This is a genomic window from Brevibacillus sp. TJ4 (assembly GCF_044627595.2).
Taxonomy (GTDB): Bacteria; Bacillota; Bacilli; order Brevibacillales; family Brevibacillaceae; genus Brevibacillus.
The window spans coordinates 83,436-101,830 of record NZ_CP185865.1 but is presented as its reverse complement, the minus strand read 5'-3'; the positions used below and the strand labels follow the sequence as shown (position 1 = coordinate 101,830).

17 protein-coding genes are annotated in these 18,395 nt (G+C 52.2%); 10 read left to right on the top strand and 7 right to left on the bottom strand.

Translation table 11 applies throughout. The features are described from left to right. Positions 1–5 precede the first annotated feature (5 nt). From ACAF76_RS00460 to ACAF76_RS00445, 4 genes are all read right to left on the bottom strand, one after another. Positions 6–695: a FadR/GntR family transcriptional regulator gene (locus ACAF76_RS00460; protein ID WP_400164417.1), complete on the bottom strand. Its 690-nt coding sequence runs from the start codon at positions 693–695 to the stop codon at positions 6–8. Between the two features lie 272 nt (positions 696–967). Next, entirely contained in the window at positions 968–2,218 is a 1,251-nt protein-coding gene (locus ACAF76_RS00455) for an MFS transporter (RefSeq protein WP_400164418.1), read from the bottom strand. An 18-nt stretch (positions 2,219–2,236) separates the two neighbouring features. Next, positions 2,237–3,112 (bottom strand): DUF6282 family protein, encoded by an 876-nt coding sequence (locus ACAF76_RS00450; protein ID WP_400164419.1) that lies wholly within the window; start codon positions 3,110–3,112, stop codon positions 2,237–2,239. Positions 3,113–3,126: 14 nt separating this feature from the next. Next, positions 3,127–3,795 carry an MBL fold metallo-hydrolase gene (locus tag ACAF76_RS00445; RefSeq protein WP_400164420.1) on the bottom strand — a complete coding sequence of 223 codons (669 nt, stop codon included), beginning with the start codon at positions 3,793–3,795 and terminating at the stop codon, positions 3,127–3,129. Positions 3,796–4,102: 307 nt separating this feature from the next. On the opposite strand from ACAF76_RS00445, the gene lhgO reads away from it, so the two are divergent. Beyond that, complete coding sequence (lhgO, locus tag ACAF76_RS00440; RefSeq protein WP_400164421.1) at positions 4,103–5,308, top strand: L-2-hydroxyglutarate oxidase; 1,206 nt, start codon at positions 4,103–4,105, stop codon at positions 5,306–5,308. A 70-nt stretch (positions 5,309–5,378) separates the two neighbouring features. On the opposite strand, the gene ACAF76_RS00435 is transcribed toward lhgO, so the two are convergent. Next, the gene (locus ACAF76_RS00435) at positions 5,379–7,370 is read right to left on the bottom strand and encodes a Na+/H+ antiporter (protein ID WP_400164422.1); all 1,992 of its coding nucleotides are present in this window, start codon (positions 7,368–7,370) and stop codon (positions 5,379–5,381) included. A 189-nt stretch (positions 7,371–7,559) separates the two neighbouring features. Between ACAF76_RS00435 and ACAF76_RS00430 the strand changes: the two genes are divergently transcribed. From ACAF76_RS00430 to ACAF76_RS00410, 5 genes are all read left to right on the top strand, one after another. Then, positions 7,560–7,958: a MarR family winged helix-turn-helix transcriptional regulator gene (locus tag ACAF76_RS00430; protein WP_400164423.1), complete on the top strand. Its 399-nt coding sequence runs from the start codon at positions 7,560–7,562 to the stop codon at positions 7,956–7,958. A 219-nt stretch (positions 7,959–8,177) separates the two neighbouring features. Next, positions 8,178–8,870: a response regulator gene (locus tag ACAF76_RS00425; protein ID WP_400164424.1), complete on the top strand. Its 693-nt coding sequence runs from the start codon at positions 8,178–8,180 to the stop codon at positions 8,868–8,870. Continuing rightward, positions 8,867–9,871 (top strand): sensor histidine kinase, encoded by a 1,005-nt coding sequence (locus ACAF76_RS00420; RefSeq protein WP_400164425.1) that lies wholly within the window; start codon positions 8,867–8,869, stop codon positions 9,869–9,871. The genes ACAF76_RS00425 and ACAF76_RS00420 overlap by 4 nt, the downstream gene beginning before the upstream one ends. 110 nt (positions 9,872–9,981) lie before the next feature. Further along, positions 9,982–10,743: an ABC transporter ATP-binding protein gene (locus ACAF76_RS00415; protein ID WP_400164426.1), complete on the top strand. Its 762-nt coding sequence runs from the start codon at positions 9,982–9,984 to the stop codon at positions 10,741–10,743. Further along, positions 10,733–12,676: an FtsX-like permease family protein gene (locus tag ACAF76_RS00410; protein WP_400164427.1), complete on the top strand. Its 1,944-nt coding sequence runs from the start codon at positions 10,733–10,735 to the stop codon at positions 12,674–12,676. Before ACAF76_RS00415 ends, ACAF76_RS00410 begins: the two co-directional genes overlap by 11 nt. 90 nt (positions 12,677–12,766) lie before the next feature. Here the strand turns inward: ACAF76_RS00410 and ACAF76_RS00405 are convergent, their stop codons facing one another. Both ACAF76_RS00405 and ACAF76_RS00400 read right to left on the bottom strand, forming a co-directional pair. Beyond that, a complete protein-coding gene (locus ACAF76_RS00405) occupies positions 12,767–13,282 on the bottom strand; it encodes a YbaK/EbsC family protein (RefSeq protein ID WP_400164428.1) in 516 nt (171 codons plus the stop codon). A gap of 40 nt (positions 13,283–13,322) precedes the next feature. Further along, positions 13,323–14,372, bottom strand: a complete 1,050-nt coding sequence (locus ACAF76_RS00400) for an NAD(P)/FAD-dependent oxidoreductase (protein WP_400164429.1) — start codon at positions 14,370–14,372, stop codon at positions 13,323–13,325. 138 nt (positions 14,373–14,510) lie between these two features. Here ACAF76_RS00400 and ACAF76_RS00395 point away from each other — a divergent pair, with 138 nt between their 5' ends. The 4 genes from ACAF76_RS00395 (at position 14,511) to ACAF76_RS00380 (ending at position 18,387) form a co-directional block, all read left to right on the top strand. Next, complete coding sequence (locus tag ACAF76_RS00395) at positions 14,511–15,308, top strand: ABC transporter ATP-binding protein (RefSeq protein WP_400164430.1); 798 nt, start codon at positions 14,511–14,513, stop codon at positions 15,306–15,308. Beyond that, positions 15,305–16,237: an ABC transporter substrate-binding protein gene (locus ACAF76_RS00390; protein ID WP_400164431.1), complete on the top strand. Its 933-nt coding sequence runs from the start codon at positions 15,305–15,307 to the stop codon at positions 16,235–16,237. The genes ACAF76_RS00395 and ACAF76_RS00390 overlap by 4 nt, the downstream gene beginning before the upstream one ends. Before the next feature lie 108 nt (positions 16,238–16,345). Continuing rightward, the gene (locus tag ACAF76_RS00385; RefSeq protein ID WP_400164432.1) at positions 16,346–17,383 is read left to right on the top strand and encodes a FecCD family ABC transporter permease; all 1,038 of its coding nucleotides are present in this window, start codon (positions 16,346–16,348) and stop codon (positions 17,381–17,383) included. Further along, positions 17,380–18,387 (top strand): FecCD family ABC transporter permease, encoded by a 1,008-nt coding sequence (locus ACAF76_RS00380; protein ID WP_400164433.1) that lies wholly within the window; start codon positions 17,380–17,382, stop codon positions 18,385–18,387. The genes ACAF76_RS00385 and ACAF76_RS00380 overlap by 4 nt, the downstream gene beginning before the upstream one ends. Positions 18,388–18,395 lie beyond the last annotated feature (8 nt).

Here is an 18,395-nt window from a genome sequence, read left to right as displayed (position 1 = left end):
CCCCGCTACATGAACAAGCTCAGCTTTTTCTCGACGTTCCTAAGATGGATAGCGCACTGTATTCTCGCCAATTCCGGCTCTTCCATCTCGATCGCCAACAGGATATCATGGTGTTCTTTATAGACAGCTTTTCTCTTCTCTTTCAATCCCAGGTTAGGTTGGAGCGTAATGTGCAATGCACGCTCATACAGAGAGGACAAATTTTCCATCGCTTGAATCATGACCGGGTTTTGCGTCGCCAAAAACATGGATCGATGGAATTCCAAATCGGCTTCCAGCGTAATTTTGTTTTCATCGGCCAGCTCTTCTTCCAGCCAGCGGAGCGCTTTCCACATTCTCTCCAGATGTTCGGGGGTTCGTCGCTGGGCGGCAAGAAAAGCAGCTTCGGGCTCTAGTACCTTTCTCATCTCAAACAAATGCTTGATCAATTCTGCATCTTCATTTTCAATGTGAATATTATGCAGGATGCCACTACCGACCCTTTCCTCGACGAAGCTGCCTCCCCCTTGACGCGACGTAATGACGCCGGCTGCGCGAAGCACACTCAACGCTTCCCGTATCGGGATTCTGCTGACACCAAACTGGGCTGCCAGCTCGTTTTCTGTCGGCAATTTGGAACCAGGAGGATATTTTCCGGCTTCAATCGCCTCTAGCAATTCTCGGGATATGATTTGCGACAGTTTTGCTCTCGTCATTCTTTTTTCTCCGTTCATTGGATATTTGTAATACAAATTGTAATCCATAACGGTGAGATAGTCAATTCATTATGCGAAATACCAAGCTATTCTTCATTTTACAATCGTTAAAATTGTTCTATATTGTAATACAAATATACGCAAACCGCGGGAACTTACTGATAATTCCCTCAACAATTCCAGTAAAGAGAAAAGTCCATTATTGGATTGTGGTCCAACATGGACTTTCCCGTACGTTACCTGTTTCTGGTCGTTCGTATTCTGTCCGTCGATCAGCTCAATTGCTTGCCCAGCGTTTCCGGCAAGAAGAGCAACACGAGGATCGCTGCCAGCGCAAAGGAGATAGAGAGGAACCCGAAGGCTGCTCCCAAGCCCATGCTCGTCGCCATAAACCCTACAACTGTTGGCGCCGTAGCCGCAACGCCGCGACCAAAGTTGTAGCAAAAACCTTGCCCAGTGGCGCGAATCTCTGTCGGGAACAACTCGGCCAGTACCGCTCCGAATCCGCTAAAATACCCGGAACCAAAGAATGCGACAAACGGTCCAAGGATCAGAAGCCAGGTCGGGTCGCCACTCAGGCCGTAAAACGGTACCAGGAGGGCTGCCAACCCGAAAAAGAGGACAAATGTTTTTCTGCGTCCGATCTTGTCTGCCAAAAAGCCGAATGAAACGTATCCAAACCATGCACCTGTCTGCATGATGACAATCCACGTCGTCGATTTCAGAATGTCGAGTCCCGCACCCCCCTGCTCAACAGGCGAGCCCAGGTACGTAGGAATCCAGGTAAACAAACCCCAGTAGCCAAATTGGGCGCAAACGCTGAGTGCAGCACCGAGAATTGTCCAGCGCATAACCTTGCTGGAAAACAACTCTACCAGCTTTGGCTTGCTCTTTTCTTTTTTCACTGCATTCTCTTTCATTTTCTCCCACACTTCGGGTTCCTTCGTTCCTTTTCGAATCCAGATCGCTACCAGCGCCGGAACGATCCCGAAGAAGAACACTCCGCGCCAGCCCCACAGAGGCGAGATCACACCTGCTACAACCGCTGCCAGCGCATAGCCGATCGCCCAGGCGCTTTGCACCAGACCCATCGCTTTTCCGCGATGCTTTGCGTCCCACGTTTCCGTAATCAGAGCAGCACCGGCTACCCATTCTCCACCCATGCCAAGTCCGAGCAAGAGACGGAATACGGCTAGCTGTGTTACCGTTTCGGAAAATCCACAGAGAAAAGTAAATAATGAGTACACGAAAATACTGATCATCAATGATTTTGTCCGACCATAGCGGTCAGCCACCATTCCGAATAAAATACCCCCAACCGCAGAACTCAGCAACGTAAGCGTCGCCAGAAAACCTGCAGTGGTTTGGGTCATTTGCAAGTCGTGCATGACGTGAACGAGAATCATGGAATAGAGCATGACGTCCATCGCATCCAAAGCCCAGCCCGAACCTGCTGCAACTAATGCCTTCCATTGGTCCTTGGTGACTTCTTTATACCAAGGTAATGCTTTTTGCGTTTGCATTGCTTCCACTTCCCCTCTCTAGTTTGGCGCAAGTCCAAGCAGCTCTGCCGGATTGGAACATGCCATTTGTTTGATTTCTGCTTCTGAAATGCCATGCTCCAGAAGAATTTGAATAAACTGGCTGTACCCTTCAGTCGGAACAGGATGATTGGCTTGTCCAAAATCGGTTTGCAAAATGCATTTTCCGATCCCGATTTGACGTATTCCCTGAACGAGCTCGTCCGGCTCGATCGACTTCCACTGCGGCATGAGTGTCAGCATGGACTTCTCTACATAGGCTCCCATTTTCACCAATTCGCACTGGAGGGAGAGGTCCATTTTGTTGATTTTCAGGTCAGGATGGGCAACGAGCACTTTTTCCACCCCACGCGAGACTGCTGCTTCGACGAGGATTTTGGTTTCCAGCGGCGAGAGATGGCCCGTCGCCAATACAGCTCCGCTGCCCTTGATCAAATCGAGTATGTCATACACGACCGGAAGCAGGCTTCCATCTTCCGACAGTACAGTGATACCCTTTTGCGGCAAAAGGCGAATGGTTGACTTTTGCTCCTTATAATCGCTTTTTCCGCCGTAGTGGTCGATATGGTGCTTGGCTGAACCGGTAGGCATCCAGATCAGCTTGGCTCCTTGCTGGATGGCCATGTCGACAGCATACGGATTCAGACCGCCCACATACTCGTTTAGTACCAGGGACCCGTACACCTCGATCCCCTCCACTACCTTGCTGACCAGCTGCGCCCGCGAAACGGTCGACTCCTCGTGTGCCTTCAGCACAATCGCTCTCATTCCCGCTTCCTTTGCTTGTTGGGCCAGCTCCAGGTCATTTACGGAACGGGGAAAAATGCTTGGGCTGGAATGTACATGAATATCAATCGCACCTTGTAATAAGTTCATGTCGGCTCACCTTCTTACAGCTTTAATGTAAACTTCTCGTCCAACCAGGGAACAAAAATGTCTAAAACGCTTTCATTTACAGGCGTAATCTCGACATTTTGTCCCATTCTCGTCACTCGCAACAGACGGTCATGTCCCGGTACCACGATGTCTGCCCATTGTTTGATTTTGTCGATACTCTCCCTGCTTTTGGCGTCATCCCATGTCATTGAGACATCCCCGCTGCAAAGCTCCTGGATGTTTTTGACCGTATCGGAGACAATCGCCCATTTTTCACCCTGATACTCTGCCAGAATCGAGTACAAGCCCGGTGTGTGTCCGGGTGTGTGCAGCCAGTTCAGGCCTTCGACTGTTCCGGATTCTCCGGACAAGAGTTCTAGCCGACCGGAATCTCGCAAAGCGGGAAACATCTCAACCGGTACTGCCAAATCCTTCCTCCCGTTTTCCTCGATATGACGGACTTCCTCTTCGTGCAGATAAAAGGTAGCATTGGGGAAGAGCGGGTAGTTGACAGCGTGATCAAAGTGAAAATGACTCAACAGGACCGTACCGATCTCTTCCGGGGCCACTCCCAGTTCTCGCAATCTCGTCAGCAGGGCATAGCGCTCATTGAAACCTAACGTATCAAACAGAATCGGTTTTTCGCCCGGTTTGCGGACAAGTACGCAACTGCTCCATCCCAAAAACCCTCTGCTTGACCTCCCGGGGAATCCCGGAAACAAAAGTGTAATTTCCATTGATCATCACCATAACTTGTAATAACAACTTGTACTACAAAAAATCAACATCACCACCTAAAAGAATTTCCTCCACTCTCTGTTTGTGTTGATATAACAAGGTATTTCCTAGAATACAGCACAAATGCAACTTTGTCTATATTCAAATTATTTATTCATTTGCGTTGATTTGTATTACATTTGCATTATAATTGTATTACAAGTTTCTCCCTGATTGCGAATGAGCATACCTCTTTACTAGAAAGGTGATACCATGTACGACTATGTCATTATCGGCGGCGGTATAGTAGGACTCTCCACTGGCTATGCCCTGATGCAAAAACACCCACAGGCAAGGGTGGCAGTCCTTGAAAAAGAGAGCACGCTGGCTTTTCACCAAACCGGACATAACAGTGGCGTAATTCACTCAGGCATCTACTATAAGCCCGGTAGCTTGAAAGCCCAACTTTCCAAAGAGGGGGGCAATCTGCTGCGAGCGTTTTGCGAAAAGCACAGCATCCCCTATGAAATGTGCGGAAAAGTCATTGTCGCCACGGAACAGCAAGAGCTTCCCCTGCTGGAGAACCTCTACAAACGTGGTCTTGAACATGAACTGGACATTTCGATGATTGGCGCAGATGAGCTCAAGGAGATCGAACCGCATGCAAACGGGTTGAAAGCAATCCATGTGAAAGCGGCCGGGATCGTCAATTACAAACGGGTCGCTGAAGCGCTGGCGAAGGAAATTCAGGAGCGTGGCGGCACGATTTTGCTAAACAGCAAAGTGGAAGCGATTTCGGAAAACAGCTCCGGGGTCCGGATCGAATGCTCGGACAAGACCATCGACGCCCGTTATTTGATCAATTGTGCCGGTTTGCATTGCGATCGGATTGCCTCTCTTCAAGGCTTGCAAACCAATATGAAAATTGTGCCTTTTCGCGGAGAGTATTACGAGTTGAAGCCGGAGAAGCACCATCTTGTCAAACATTTGATCTATCCCGTGCCCAACCCGAACTTCCCTTTTCTGGGAGTCCATTTTACCCGGATGATTGACGGTCATGTACACGCTGGTCCCAATGCCGTGTTGAGCCTGAAGCGGGAAGGTTATCGCAAGACCGATTTTAATCTGAAGGATGTAACCGAGGTTATGACGTACCCGGCCTTTTGGAAGATCGCTTCGCAAAATATGAGCGAGGGCCTGAAGGAGATCATTCGTTCGTTTAGCAAAAAAGTGTTTGTGCAAAGTCTTCAACGGCTAATCCCGGAAGTGCGGGAAGAGGATCTGATCAAGTCGGAAAACGGAGTGAGAGCACAAGCATTGACCAGGGACGGGAAACTGGTCGATGATTTTCTGATCGTGACCAATGACCGCTCAACGCATATTCTCAATGCGCCGTCGCCTGCCGCAACCGCTTCCATCGCCATCGGGCAAAGTATTAGCGCGCGAATTCCCGAGCCGGATCAAATCACACATGGCTGAAAGCTAAAAACAAAAGCAGCGGCTGCATACCGAACGATTACGGCAGCAGCCGCTTTTCCATGTACGCTCGTTACTCTGCATGCTCGAACAAAGCGACACTCTCGATGGAGTTGACGAACCTCCTCAATTCCTTCGCCTGCTCTCGCGTAATCTCCCCCGATTCAAACATCTTGCGAATCTCGGATCGCTGAAAATCCATTACTTTGAGCCGCAGCTCTTCTTTTTGTTCTTCCTGCTCGGCGTGATAGCCTGCCGTCGGATGCTCCAGATGGGCAATCATCCGTCTGTATTCCAGGATGACGGCATCGACGATCCGCTTCTGGTCATGCGCTCTGCCGTACTCTTCCAGACGATGCAGGGCGGCTTGCAATGCTTGCAGCTGAATGTCCTTGCCGGCGCTTATGTTGACGTCTCTTCCTGTCTTTTCTTTGCGGAATTTCCCCATCAAACGCATCCAGCCCCTCGCCATTTTGCCGATCAGGTGGATCGCTCCCGTCTGCGCGTCTGTAGACAATGCTTCTTCGCGATAGTCCAATGCGTTTTCAAACAACACAAACAGTTCTTCGTCGATCTTTTGTTGTGCCAGCAATTCATGTATGTACTTGCGCTCTGCCTTCAGTGCCAGCAAACGGATCTCCCGTACCTTTTGCTGCTGCTCCGGCGATTCCGGTTCCGGCTGCATACGGCGGGACATGCGTTTGTACGTTCGGATCAAATCATATACGACCGCTTCCGAATACTCGCCTGTTTCTTTGCTGAGCTTCTGAATCGCCACTTGCAGGAGGCGCTGCTTTGCCGCCTGCACATCGGTCTGCCGCGGTTCTCCTTCTGTTGCTGCTTCGCCCTTGCTTACCAAGGGCAGGCATACGGTAGCGATGATAAGCGTAAACAGGATGACGCCGGCAGCCAGGAAGAGAATCAGCGAGCGTTCGGGAAACGCTTCGCCGCTTGCGACGACGAGCGGAATCGACAGTACCCCCGCCATCGTCACAGCGCCGCGAACCCCGGTCAGGCTGACGACCAGGGAATTGGCAAACGTGGGCTTTTCATCCGAGGGTGAAAAAAGATACGACCATACGAAACGAATACCCAGGATGACGATCCCGATGGCAATGACAAACCCGATAATCAGCCAGTTTTCCATGTTCGGGCTTTCCAGCGTCTCCACCATCGAAGAAGGAATGTTCAACCCGAGCAGCAGGAACACGACCCCATTTAGCACGTAGAGGACGATCGTCCACAAATTTTCGGTCAGCACCTGTTCTTCCGCGACCATCGTTTCCGTCTGCTCGCGCACCAGCGTATGGACGATTCCCCCCACGACAACGGCAATGACGCCGGAAGCGTGAAACCACTCTTCCGTAATGATGAAAATGACAAACGGCGTGATCAGCTGCAGCAGCGAGTGGAAGGTGACGTCGTTGATACCCTGTTTGCGCAGGGTAAACCGGACCCAGGTGATCAATACCCCAAGCACGAGACCCAGCACTGCGCCTGCAACAAACATGTAGAAAAAGTCGGTGGTCGCTTCCCAGACCGAAAAGTACCCGGTCACGACAGCCGCAATCGCATAGTTGAACGCGACAAGTCCCGATGCGTCGTTAATCAGCGACTCTCCGCGGACGAGATGCAGCACCTTTTCCGGAATGTGAATCCGTTTGGCAATGCCGTTCACGGCTACCGGATCGGTCGGCGACAAGATCGCGGCCAGGGCAAAAGCCGCAGCCAGCGGAATCGTCGGGATCATCCAGTGGATAAAATACCCGCCGACAAGTGTTGTGACCAACACGAGCAAGACCGCATTGCCCAATATCGACGCGCGCATCCGCCACAATTCTTCCCGCGGAAAATGCCGCCCGTCGTTGTACAGCAGCGGTGCCACAAACAGCAGCAAAAACAGATGGGTTTCAATCGGGAGGGAAAGTTCGCCAAACAGAAGAGCCAGAATAATCCCGAAAGCGATTTGCGTAAGTGCTGTAGGGATAAACGGAATGTAGTGGCTAATGATATTGGAAACCAGCAGACAGATCAGCAGAATGATGACAGTGGTCAAAACTTCCAAACAAAATCTTCCCCTCTTCGCGGCATATACTCCATCCTATTATTTTCCTTGTATGGCAGGGCGATGCAATTGATTTTCTGTGCAATTTCTGCTACAGTCAAATAGTTACCTTAGCTAACTATTTTGCAACAACGAGGACGAGGAGGGGTCCGTATCCAATCCTTTCAACGCTTTTTTCACCAGCTCATCATGCTGTACCGTCCGTTTGAAAACCAGCTCAACGTATTGCTCGCCACGCATCAGATACAGCGGGCGCAATGGACGGTTTTATACTACTTGTCCAACTTCGGAAATGCGACGCTCGTGGAGCTGTCCCAGTACCAGAGCGTAGAGAAGCCGACGGTGACCAGGACCGTGAATCGCCTGGAAGAGCTCGGCATGATCGAACAAGTGCCAAGTGCGGACAGACGCGAAAAAAGAATCCAGCTTACCGAACTCGGCAGACAGGTGTACCAGGAAGTGCGCGTGACGATCGACCAGTTTGAACAAAACATTCTGCGTGGCATTTCCGAACAGGAACAGCTTGAAGCGATCCGCATCATGGGCGTGATTCGCACGAATTTACTGGAACAGGTGGATGCAAAGTGAGTCAATCACCTTCACGGCAGACATGAACACAAGCAACGAGCCGAACTTCGCGCTTCCGCCTAAGATGTATTCATACCGCTCCGGGCAACGAGGGACCTTATGAAAAAGGGTCCCTTTTTTAAGGAGAGCTTTACTCCCGTTGTTACATATCGCAGTCTGGATCGTATTGACTAGGTAAGAAACCATGCAGGTTCCATTCAGGGGGTACGGTGAGTTCTCATGTTCAAGCTCTTTTTGATTGAAGACGATACGACGCTGTTTACGGAGATAAAGGAGCGGCTGACGAAGTGGTCGTACGACGTCTATGGCGTCAGCGATTTTCGCAACGTGTTTGAAGAATTCGCGGCCGTCAAGCCCGACCTGGTCATCATCGACATCCAGCTCCCGCAGTACGACGGGTTTCACTGGTGCCGGATGATCCGCTCCCATTCCAACGTCCCGATCATTTTTCTCTCGTCGCGCGACCATCCTGCCGATATGGTGATGTCGATGCAATTTGGCGCCGACGATTTTATCCAGAAGCCATTTCATTTTGACGTCCTGATTGCCAAAATCCAGGCAATTCTCCGCCGCGCCTACGACTACAACACGGAGCAGAGCGAGCTGAAGACGTGGTGCGGCGCCACGATCGACTACGAGCGCAACACGGTGACACTGGGCGAGACGACGATTGAACTGACCAAAAACGAGAGCTTGATCTTAAAAAAGCTGATTGAGCGGAAAAACAAGATCGTCAGCCGCGAGTCGTTAATCAACAGCTTGTGGGACGACAAGCGCTTCGTCAGCGACAACACCTTGACCGTCAACATCAACCGCCTGCGCAAAAAGCTCGACGAGATCGACCTTGGACGCTACATCGAAACCAAGGTAGGGCAAGGCTACATCGCGATTGAAGGGAGCTTTCCCCCATGATCAGGACGTTTCTTAGGGAACGGCGAAGCTGGATCTTCCTCTTTGTGCTGCTCCAGTCGCTGACCCTGTTTATCGCGCTGATCGATCACGCGATTCCCTTTTCGTCGATTGCCTATATTTCCTTTTTGTCGCTGCTCGTCTTTTCGCTTTTCCTGTTTTATCGCTACCAGAAAGAAACGAGGTATTACAAAAGCCTGACAGAGTGGGAAAACAGCCTCGATCTGTCGAGTCTGGCCGCTGCCGACAGCCCGTTTGAAAAAATCATCGAAAACAGCGTCATCAGCCAAACGGAAAAGCTGAAACAGGAAGCTGCCTACCACCAGCTGATGCTCGAGCAGGAAAAAGACGAGCTGCTGTCCTGGATCCATGAGGTGAAAACGCCGCTGACCGCAATGAATTTGATGATCGACCGCCTCGACGATCCGGAGATGAAAGCCCAGTTGACCTATGAGTGGCTGCGGATTCACCTGTTGCTCGACCAGCAGCTCCACCAAAAGCGCATTCCGTTTATGGAAAACGATTTGTACATGGAGACGGTCGACATCGAACAATTGCTGTATCAAGAAATCAAAACCTTGCAGGCTTGGTGCATCCAAAAAGGAATTGGCTTCGAAGTCGCGATCGAGGCTGCACGGGTAGTCAGCGACGCCAAATGGCTGGCTTTCATCATCCGGCAACTGTTGACCAATGCCGTCAAATACAGCGACGCCTCCGAAATCGTCCTTCGCAGCTACCAGCAGGGTGAACACGTGATCCTGGAGGTGACGGACTGCGGGCGAGGCATCGATCCCAAGGATGTGCCGCGAATTTTTGAAAAAGGCTTTACCTCTACCCGCAACCATCACGACCATGCTGCGACAGGCATGGGACTGTACCTGGCGCAAAAAGTCGCCCAGGCGCTGCGGATCAAGATCGAGGTGCGCTCGACGCTCGGCGCGGGCACCACATTTACGCTGCGCTTTCCCAAGAAAAATGATTTTGTGAAACTTACAGGCATGTGACGCTTCTGTCACATGCCTTCGCCATTTGTTCGGCCAATCGCACGACCCGCGCCCTCCCCTTGTCTATAATGAAAAACAACGAGAGACGACGGAAAGGATGTGCGAAACGCATGTATGTGTTGCAAGCAGAAAAAATACGCAAAAGCTACGGCAACAAGTTCAATAAGCAAGAAGTCCTGAAGGGGCTGGACATGGCAATCGAAAAAGGAGAATTTGTCAGCATCATGGGCGCTTCCGGCTCCGGCAAAACGACGCTTCTGAATGTCCTGTCCTCGATTGACCGGGTAAGCGGGGGCACGATCAAAATTGACGGCAAGGAAATTACCGGCATGAAGGAAAAGCAGCTTGCCGAGTTTCGCAAGCGCCATTTGGGGTTTATCTTTCAGGAGTACCATCTGCTCGATACGCTGACCGTCAAGGAAAACATCCTCTTGCCTTTGTCGATTACGAATACACCCAGGAAGAAAGCCGAGGAAATGTTCCAGGCTGTCGCCACAGAGCTGGGTATTTACGACATCCGGGACAAGTACCCGAATGAGATTTCGGGCGGTCAAAAACAGCGCACTTCCGCTGCGCGTGCCTTTATCCACGAGCCGAGCATCATTTTTGCCGACGAGCCGACCGGTGCGCTCGACTCCAAATCCGCCTCCGATCTGTTGAACAAGCTCAGCCAGTTCAACGAGAAGCGACAGGCCACGATCCTCATGGTCACGCATGATCCCGCCGCCGCCAGCTACGGCAACCGGGTCGTGTTTATCAAAGACGGGCACATGTATACGCAGCTTAACCGAGGCACGGAATCGCGGCAGGCCTTTTTCGCGGACATTATGAAAACACAAGCGGTGTTAGGCGGTGTACACGATGAGCCTTAACCAGATCATCTGGCGCAACCTGAAAAAAAATCTGAAGCATTACTACTTGTACATCTTTGCACTCGTCTTTATCGTCGCACTGTACTTCGCCTTCGTCACCCTGCAGTACGATCCTTCGATGGATGAAGTGGAAGGAACGATCAAAGGAGCGGCTTCCATCAAGGCAGCTTCGGTGTTGCTGGTCGCGATCGTGACGATATTTTTGTTGTACGCCAACAGCATTTTTATCAAGCGGCGAAGCAAGGAGATCGGCCTGTTTCAATTGATCGGGCTGACCAAAACGAAGATTTTTCGCATCCTGAGCATCGAAAACTTCCTGCTGTACTTCGGCTCGCTCGCAGTCGGCATCTTTGTCGGGTTTACCCTGTCCAAGCTGTTGATCATGGTTTTGTTTGCCGTGACAGGTGTCCAGGGAATCGCCAGCCTGCACTTCTCCGGCCAGGCACTGATCCAGACGCTCGTCGTCTTTGGCGTCATCCATCTGCTGATCATGCTGACGAATTACCTGTTTATCAAAAAGCAGAGCATTTTGTCCCTGTTCCGGGTCGTGTCCTCAGCCGAGCAAAAGGTGAAAAAAATGTCGGGATGGGAAATAATGATCGGGATGCTGGGCATTGTCCTCATCCTGTCCGGCTACTACATCTCGTCCCGGTTGTTTAGCGGGGACTTTAACAGCGCGACCGCACTGTTTTTGGCCATGACCGTCATTCTCGCGTTTGTGATCATCGGGACCTACTTTTTCTACAAAGGATCGGTCAGCTTCCTGCTGAATGCGATCCGCAAGCAAAAACATGGCTATCTCAACGTATACGAGGTCCTCTCGCTTTCCTCCATCATGTTCCGGATGAAAGCGAACGCCCTGCTGCTGACGATTATTACGACCGTCTCTGCGCTGGCAATCGGACTGCTGTCGCTTAGCTATATCTCGTACTACTCGGCCGAGCAAAGCGCCAAAGACAATCTCCCTGCCAATTTCGTCCTGTCCACGCCGGAAGATGCAGAGCAGTTTGCAGCCGCACTGGCGGAAAACGGAATCGACTATACCGAAACCAGAATCGAAGTCCTTCGAGCCGAAGTCCGTGTGGAGGACATCCTGATCGACATACCGCTGGGAGATGTGATGGATTCGAGTACCATGGAGCTGCCTGTCGTAAGCGAGACAGCCGTGGCAAACCTCGACATCGCCGAGGGCGAAGCGTACTTTACCGGATACAACGACATTATGCGCAATATCATCAAGCTGAAAGGCGAGGGCCAGATCGAGCTGACTGCAGGACAGACGACGGTTCCCTTGCATTACCTGGGGATGCGCGACGACTTCATCATTTCGTACACCTTTACCAGCGGCGGATTGCCGACTGCCATCGTCGACGATTCCTTGTTCCAGCGACTGAAAAGCGGGCAAAACGATAAGACGCCGGGTGAGACATCCTTGTATATCGGGATCGACGTGGCGGACGAAGCCTTGCTGGCAAAAGCGGATACACTGTTCGCCGGGATGTTTGACGAACAATCCAGCAGCCAGTCTCGCCAGGCCATGATCAGCCACCAGAAACAGATGATGGGTCTTGTCATCTTTATCGTCGGCTTTTTGGGGCTCTCCTTCCTGGTCACATCGGGATGTATCCTCTACATCAAGCAAATGAATGAAAGCGAGGATGAAGTATTCTCCTACACCATCCTGCGCAAGCTCGGCTTCACCCAGTGGGATTTGCTCAAGGGCATCCAAGCCAAACAGCTTTTCAACTTCGGAATTCCGCTGTTGATCGGCTTGTCCCACAGCTACTTTGCCGTTCAGTCCGGGTGGTTTTTCTTCGGCACCGAGCTATGGGCGCCGATGATCATCGTCATGCTGTTCTATACCGCCTTGTACTCGATTTTCGGGGTGCTTTCGGTGCTCTACTCCAAGAAGGTCATCCGAGACGCGCTGTAACAAATGAGGGGCTGTCCAGGCCAGTCATCCGACTGCTGGACAGCCCCTGCTTTATTGCCGGGCAAGCCTGGCTCACCCAGGCGCGATGTTCTACATCGACGAGGACGCCTTCTCCTCCGCCTCTTCTTCGGCCCCGTCCCACCCTTTGCAGACATCGACCCAGTCTTTTGCAAAGGAGTAGCGCTGCAGCTCCTCAAGCGTCAGCTCGATGGCGGAGTTGACACTTCCGCAAGCGGGGAAGACAGATTCAAAGCGCTTCAGAGACACATCGAGATAGACATCCATCTCCGTTTTCAGGCCAAACGGGCATACACCGCCAATCACGTGCCCGGTATGCTCCAGCACTTCATCTGGAGACAGCATCCGCGCCTTGTAGCCAAATGTATGGCGAAACTTCTTGTTGTCGACTTTGGCGTCGCCAGCAGCCACAACCAGCATGGCGCTGTCGCCCTCCCCACGAAAGGAGAGCGTCTTGGCGATTCGCGCCGGAATCACCCCGATCGTCTCTGCCGCCTGCTCCACAGTAGCACTCAGCGTAGAGAACTCCATCACATCCTGTTCACGATTCCACTGGCGAAAATGAGCTTTTACACTTTCGATCGACATCTCGTTCATCCACCCCTGACAGATCGGTATTCTTCTGTCTCTATTGTAGCATTTCTTTCAAGATTTCCCGATTCCGCTGGGCAAAAACTTCATTGTGCGAGGACACCATCGCGCTTTTGCTCGCATCGGGCTGGATGAATTGTTTCGCTTTGTTTACGGCGTTCGCGGCATCCTGGAAGGCGCCTGCGATCAGGTGCAGCTTTCCGTCATGCATCAAAATATCGCCTGCGGCATACAGCCCCGGCACAGACGACTCGCTGTTTGCATTTCCCGCTATGTAGTAGTTATCCACCATTTCGATCGGCAGCTTGCTGTTTTCCAATAGAGACGTATCGCGCTCGTAGCCGTGGCTGATGATCACTTCATCGACAGACAGAAGCTGCACCTCGCCAGTCTGATGGTTGGTCAGCTCGACGCGTTCGATCACTTCGTGGTTGCTGCTCGCCAACAGCTTTGTGATCGAAGTGTGGAAAAAGCACTGCACGGAGCTGTTCATAATTTGGCTCGCCTGCGCTTCATGGCCTGCCAGCGCCTCTTTTCGATAGGTAAGATAGACCTGCTTGGCGATCGGCTCCAGCTCGGCAGCCCAATCCAATGCGGAGTTCCCGCCGCCCGAGATGATCACCGTCTTGTCTTTGAACGGTTTGAGAGACTTCACCGTGTAATGCAAATTGCTCACCTCAAACCGCTCGGCCCCTTCGATCTCCAGCTTTTGCGGCTTCAGGATGCCGCTTCCGATCGCGACGATCACCGTTTTCGAGTAGTGCTTCCGGCCGGATGCCGCATGCAGCACAAACAAGCCGTCTTCATCGCGCTCGATCGACTCCACTTTTTCATTGAGCACGACCTCGGGTTGAAAGGTCAGTCCCTGCTGGACGATATTCTCGATCAATTTCGCCCCCGGTACAGGCGTCAGCCCCCCGACATCCCAGATCATCTTCTCCGGGTATACGTGCACCTTGCCTCCCAGGTGCGGCTGGAACTCGATCAGCTTGGTTTTCATCTGGCGAAGCCCGCTATAAAAGGCGGAGTACAGGCCAGCCGGCCCTCCACCAATAATCGTCACATCAAAAAGATCCTGTCTCTCCACACAAAACACTCCCTATGTCCGTATACAAAGATTTCTATCGCAAAAAAAGTTGACAATTCGGCACAAGATTTCTATAGTAAAAATGATAACGAAACTGATAATCATTATCAAGACTTTTTATTATGGGGGTCAGCATTTATGGTTCGCCTCTACGCGCAAAACCTACATATTGGCTACGGTGAACGAATCATTGTGAAAGATCTCAACCTGCAGATTCCCGATAAAAAAATCACTACGATTATCGGCTCCAATGGTTGTGGAAAATCGACTCTATTAAAAGCGCTGACCCGGATCATCTCCCACCAATCCGGCGCGATCATTTTGGACGGGGAGCATATTTCCAAGGGAGACACCAAGGAATTGGCCAAAAAAATGGCGATTCTTCCGCAGACACCAGAGGGTGCGAGCGGCCTGACTGCCGGGGAGCTCGTCTCCTACGGGCGCTTCCCTTACCAAAAAGGCTTTGGCCGCCTGACCAAAAGCGATTATGAAGTGATTGACTGGGCGCTGGAAGTCACGGGCACGATGGAGTTCAAGTACCGCCCTGTAGATGCGTTATCCGGCGGACAGCGGCAGCGGGTCTGGATCGCGATGGCGCTCGCCCAGGAAACGGACATGATCTTTCTCGACGAACCGACGACATACCTCGATATGGCCCACCAGCTGGAAGTATTGGAGCTTTTGCAAAAGCTCAACACCGAACAAAACCGCACCGTCGTCATGGTGCTGCATGATCTCAACCAGGCTGCCCGATTTGCCGACTACATCATCGCCATGAAAAACGGCGAAATCGTCAAAGCCGGCGATCCCGAAGAAGTCATGCAGCCTGATGTGCTGCAAGACGTGTTTCACATTGACGCGGAGATCGGTCGCGACCCGCGTACCAACAAACCGATCTGCATCACGTACAACCTCGTAAAAGGAGAGTCACTATGAAGAACATACTCGCTTCTGCCATCCTGCTAATGGCACTCGTCGTCAGCGGTTGTGGCAGCTCGCCGTCCGCGACACCGGAAAATTCCGAACCTGCTCCGGCGGGGGGAAGCTCAGCGGAAACGATCACTTACCAGTCGGAAAACGGGCCTGTAGAGGTTCCCGCCGATCCGCAACGCGTCATCGTCCTGTCCGGCTATACTGGCAATGTCCTCTCGCTGGGCGTAAACCTGGTCGGCGTAGACGTATGGTCCAAACTGAACCCGCGTTTTGCCGAAGCGCTGAAAGACGTAGAAGAAGTATCCGATGAAAACCTGGAAAAGATCATTGAGCTGGAGCCTGATTTGATCATCGGCTACTCCAGCACCAAGAACATCGATAAACTGCGGCAAATTGCTCCGACAGTCACATTCAACTACGATACGAGCGTCGATTACCTGGCGCAGCATCTGGAAATCGGCAAGCTCCTGAACAAAGAAAAGGAAGCACAGGCGTGGATTGACGACTTCAAGCAGCGCGCGCAGCAAGCCGGCGAAGAGATCAGGGCGAAGATCGGAGAGGATGCCTCCGTATCCGTCATCGAAAGTTTTGACAAGCAGATCTACGTATTCGGCGACAGCTGGGGACGCGGGACAGAGATTCTCTATCAGGAAATGAAGCTGAAAATGCCGGAAAAAGTCAAAGAGATGGCTCTCAAAGACGGTTACTACGCCCTTTCCGTAGAGGTGTTGCCGGAATACATGGGCGATTACGTGATTTTCAGCAAAAATTCCGATGCGGACAACTCGTTCCAGGAAACCGATACGTACAAAAACATTCCTGCGGTGAAAAACAATCGCGTCTTCGAAGCAAACTCGGCGGAATTCTTCTTTAATGATCCGCTGACACTCGAGTACCAGCTGGAATTCTTTCGCGAACATTTTCTTCGATAATACCGGGGCTAGCGCCAGCCAAACAAAGGCATGAGGCGCTCGCCCTCTCTATGTGTATGAGGGCTTTCTCTCAAATTGCGATAAAACCCTGACAGGGAGAACTACGACGTGGAAGAGGGATATTCTTTGAACAAGGAAACGACGAGCGAACGGCGCACCATTCCGTTCGCCTTTACGCTGATCGCGGGAATTTTGCTCCTAATCGCAATGTTTGGCGTCGCAATGGCAAGCGGGGCAGCGGATATCTCGCTGCGCGATGTCTGGCTGGCGCTCACCTCTACGGCGACCAGCGACACGATCTCGCTGATTCGGGAAATTCGCCTGCCGCGCGAAGTTGGCGGGATTTTTGTCGGGGCAGGGCTGGCCGTCGCTGGCGCGATCATGCAGGGTATGACGAGAAATCCGCTCGCAGACCCCGGTCTGCTCGGACTGACAGCCGGTGCCAATGCCGCACTCGCTTTGACCATCGCCCTGCTTCCTTCCACCAGTTCCTTCTCCCGGATGGTGGCATGTATGATCGGAGCCGCTGTCGGCGCGCTGCTCGTGCTGGGGATCGGCAGCTTGAAAAGAGGCGGCTTTTCTCCATTCCGCATCGTCCTCGCTGGCGTGGCGGTCCATTCGTTCCTGTACGCGATCGCGGAAGGCATCGGACTGATGTTCAAAATTTCCAAGGACGTATCGATGTGGACCGCAGGCGGATTGGTCGGCACGACGTGGAGTCATCTGTACACGGTCGTCCCCTTTATCATCACGGGCATCCTGATCTCGCTGTTTCTCTCCCGACAATTGACCATTCTCAGCTTGAATGAAGAAGTCGCAGTCGGATTGGGACAAAAGACGACACAGGTCAAAGCCATTTTGTTTCTCGTCATCATTTTGCTGGTTGGCGCATCAGTCGCCCTGATCGGAAACATGGCCTTCATCGGGTTGATGATCCCGCACATCGTCCGTGCGATCGTGGGCACCGACTATCGCTTTGTGATTCCGATGTGCGCCCTGGCAGGAGCCTCCTTTATGCTCATTGCCGATACGCTCGGCCGTGTCATCAACGCGCCCTATGAAACGCCGGCTGTCGCCGTTGTCACGATTTTGGGGCTTCCTTTCTTCTTGTTCATCGTCCGCAAAGGGGGCAGGGCATTCACATGATTCATCCGGAATTGCGCAAAAAACAACGCATCCTGTTTGGACTTTTGCTCGTCCTGACCTTGTGTACGATCGTCGTCAGCATGGGGCTTGGATACTCCAGCCTTTCCTACGATCGACTGCTGCCTGTACTGTTTGGGCAGGGCACATTCAAAGAGGAATTTGTCCTGTTTTCCGTCCGTCTGCCGCGCATGATCATCACGCTTTTGGCGGGGATTGCGCTTGCTTTGTCAGGCGCCATTTTACAAGGAGTTACGCGAAATGACCTGGCCGACCCGGGTATTCTCGGGGTCAACGCGGGGGCAGGCGTAGCGATTGCCATCTTCTTTCTGTACTTCCCTCTCGATGCAGGCTCCTTTGTGTATCTGATCCCTGTGTGCGGATTCGCAGGAGCGATGCTGACGGCATTCCTGACGTACATGCTTGCCCACGAGAAGCATCACGGGCTGCAGCCCAACCGATATACGCTCGTCGGTGTCGGATTTGCGATGGCACTCTCCGGGCTGATGGTCGTCCTGATCTCCTCCGCCGAACGCGAAAAAGTGGATTTTATCGCCAAATGGCTGGCCGGGAACATCTGGGGGACGGATTGGCCGTTTATCTGGGCGCTCTTGCCCTGGCTTTTGATTCTCGTTCCTTTTTCCCTGTACAAAGCACATACGCTGAATCTGTTGGCACTGCATGAACCGGTCACGATCGGCATCGGCGTCAAGGTAGAAAAGGAACGGATCACTCTTATCGCAACCGCCGTCGCTCTGGCTGCTTCTGCCGTCTCGGTCACCGGAGGCATCGCCTTTATCGGGCTGATGGCACCACACATCGCCAAGGCACTCGTCGGGCCGCGCCATCAGTTGTTCATGCCGATTGCGATGCTGATTGGCGGATGGCTGTTGCTCACCGCGGATACGATCGGACGTCAACTGGTCGACCCGGACGGACTACCGGCAGGGATCATGGTAGCGTGGATCGGAGCTCCTTATTTCGTCTATTTGCTGCTGCGAAAATAAGCCCGCTC

Excerpts from the sequence above, each read along its gene's own strand:
- ACAF76_RS00450 (WP_400164419.1), bottom strand. The coding sequence starts at position 3,112 with ATGAACTTATTACAAGGTGCGATTGATATTCATGTACATTCCAGCCCA.
- ACAF76_RS00430 (WP_400164423.1), top strand. The coding sequence starts at position 7,560 with ATGCTGTACCGTCCGTTTGAAAACCAGCTCAACGTATTGCTCGCCACG.
- ACAF76_RS00405 (WP_400164428.1), bottom strand. The coding sequence starts at position 13,282 with ATGTCGATCGAAAGTGTAAAAGCTCATTTTCGCCAGTGGAATCGTGAA.
- ACAF76_RS00460 (WP_400164417.1), bottom strand. The coding sequence starts at position 695 with ATGACGAGAGCAAAACTGTCGCAAATCATATCCCGAGAATTGCTAGAG.
- lhgO (WP_400164421.1), top strand. The coding sequence starts at position 4,103 with ATGTACGACTATGTCATTATCGGCGGCGGTATAGTAGGACTCTCCACT.
- ACAF76_RS00410 (WP_400164427.1), top strand. The coding sequence starts at position 10,733 with ATGAGCCTTAACCAGATCATCTGGCGCAACCTGAAAAAAAATCTGAAG.
- ACAF76_RS00415 (WP_400164426.1), top strand. The coding sequence starts at position 9,982 with ATGTATGTGTTGCAAGCAGAAAAAATACGCAAAAGCTACGGCAACAAG.
- ACAF76_RS00425 (WP_400164424.1), top strand. The coding sequence starts at position 8,178 with ATGTTCAAGCTCTTTTTGATTGAAGACGATACGACGCTGTTTACGGAG.
- ACAF76_RS00420 (WP_400164425.1), top strand. The coding sequence starts at position 8,867 with ATGATCAGGACGTTTCTTAGGGAACGGCGAAGCTGGATCTTCCTCTTT.
- ACAF76_RS00390 (WP_400164431.1), top strand. The coding sequence starts at position 15,305 with ATGAAGAACATACTCGCTTCTGCCATCCTGCTAATGGCACTCGTCGTC.
- ACAF76_RS00395 (WP_400164430.1), top strand. The coding sequence starts at position 14,511 with ATGGTTCGCCTCTACGCGCAAAACCTACATATTGGCTACGGTGAACGA.
- ACAF76_RS00455 (WP_400164418.1), bottom strand. The coding sequence starts at position 2,218 with ATGCAAACGCAAAAAGCATTACCTTGGTATAAAGAAGTCACCAAGGAC.
- ACAF76_RS00380 (WP_400164433.1), top strand. The coding sequence starts at position 17,380 with ATGATTCATCCGGAATTGCGCAAAAAACAACGCATCCTGTTTGGACTT.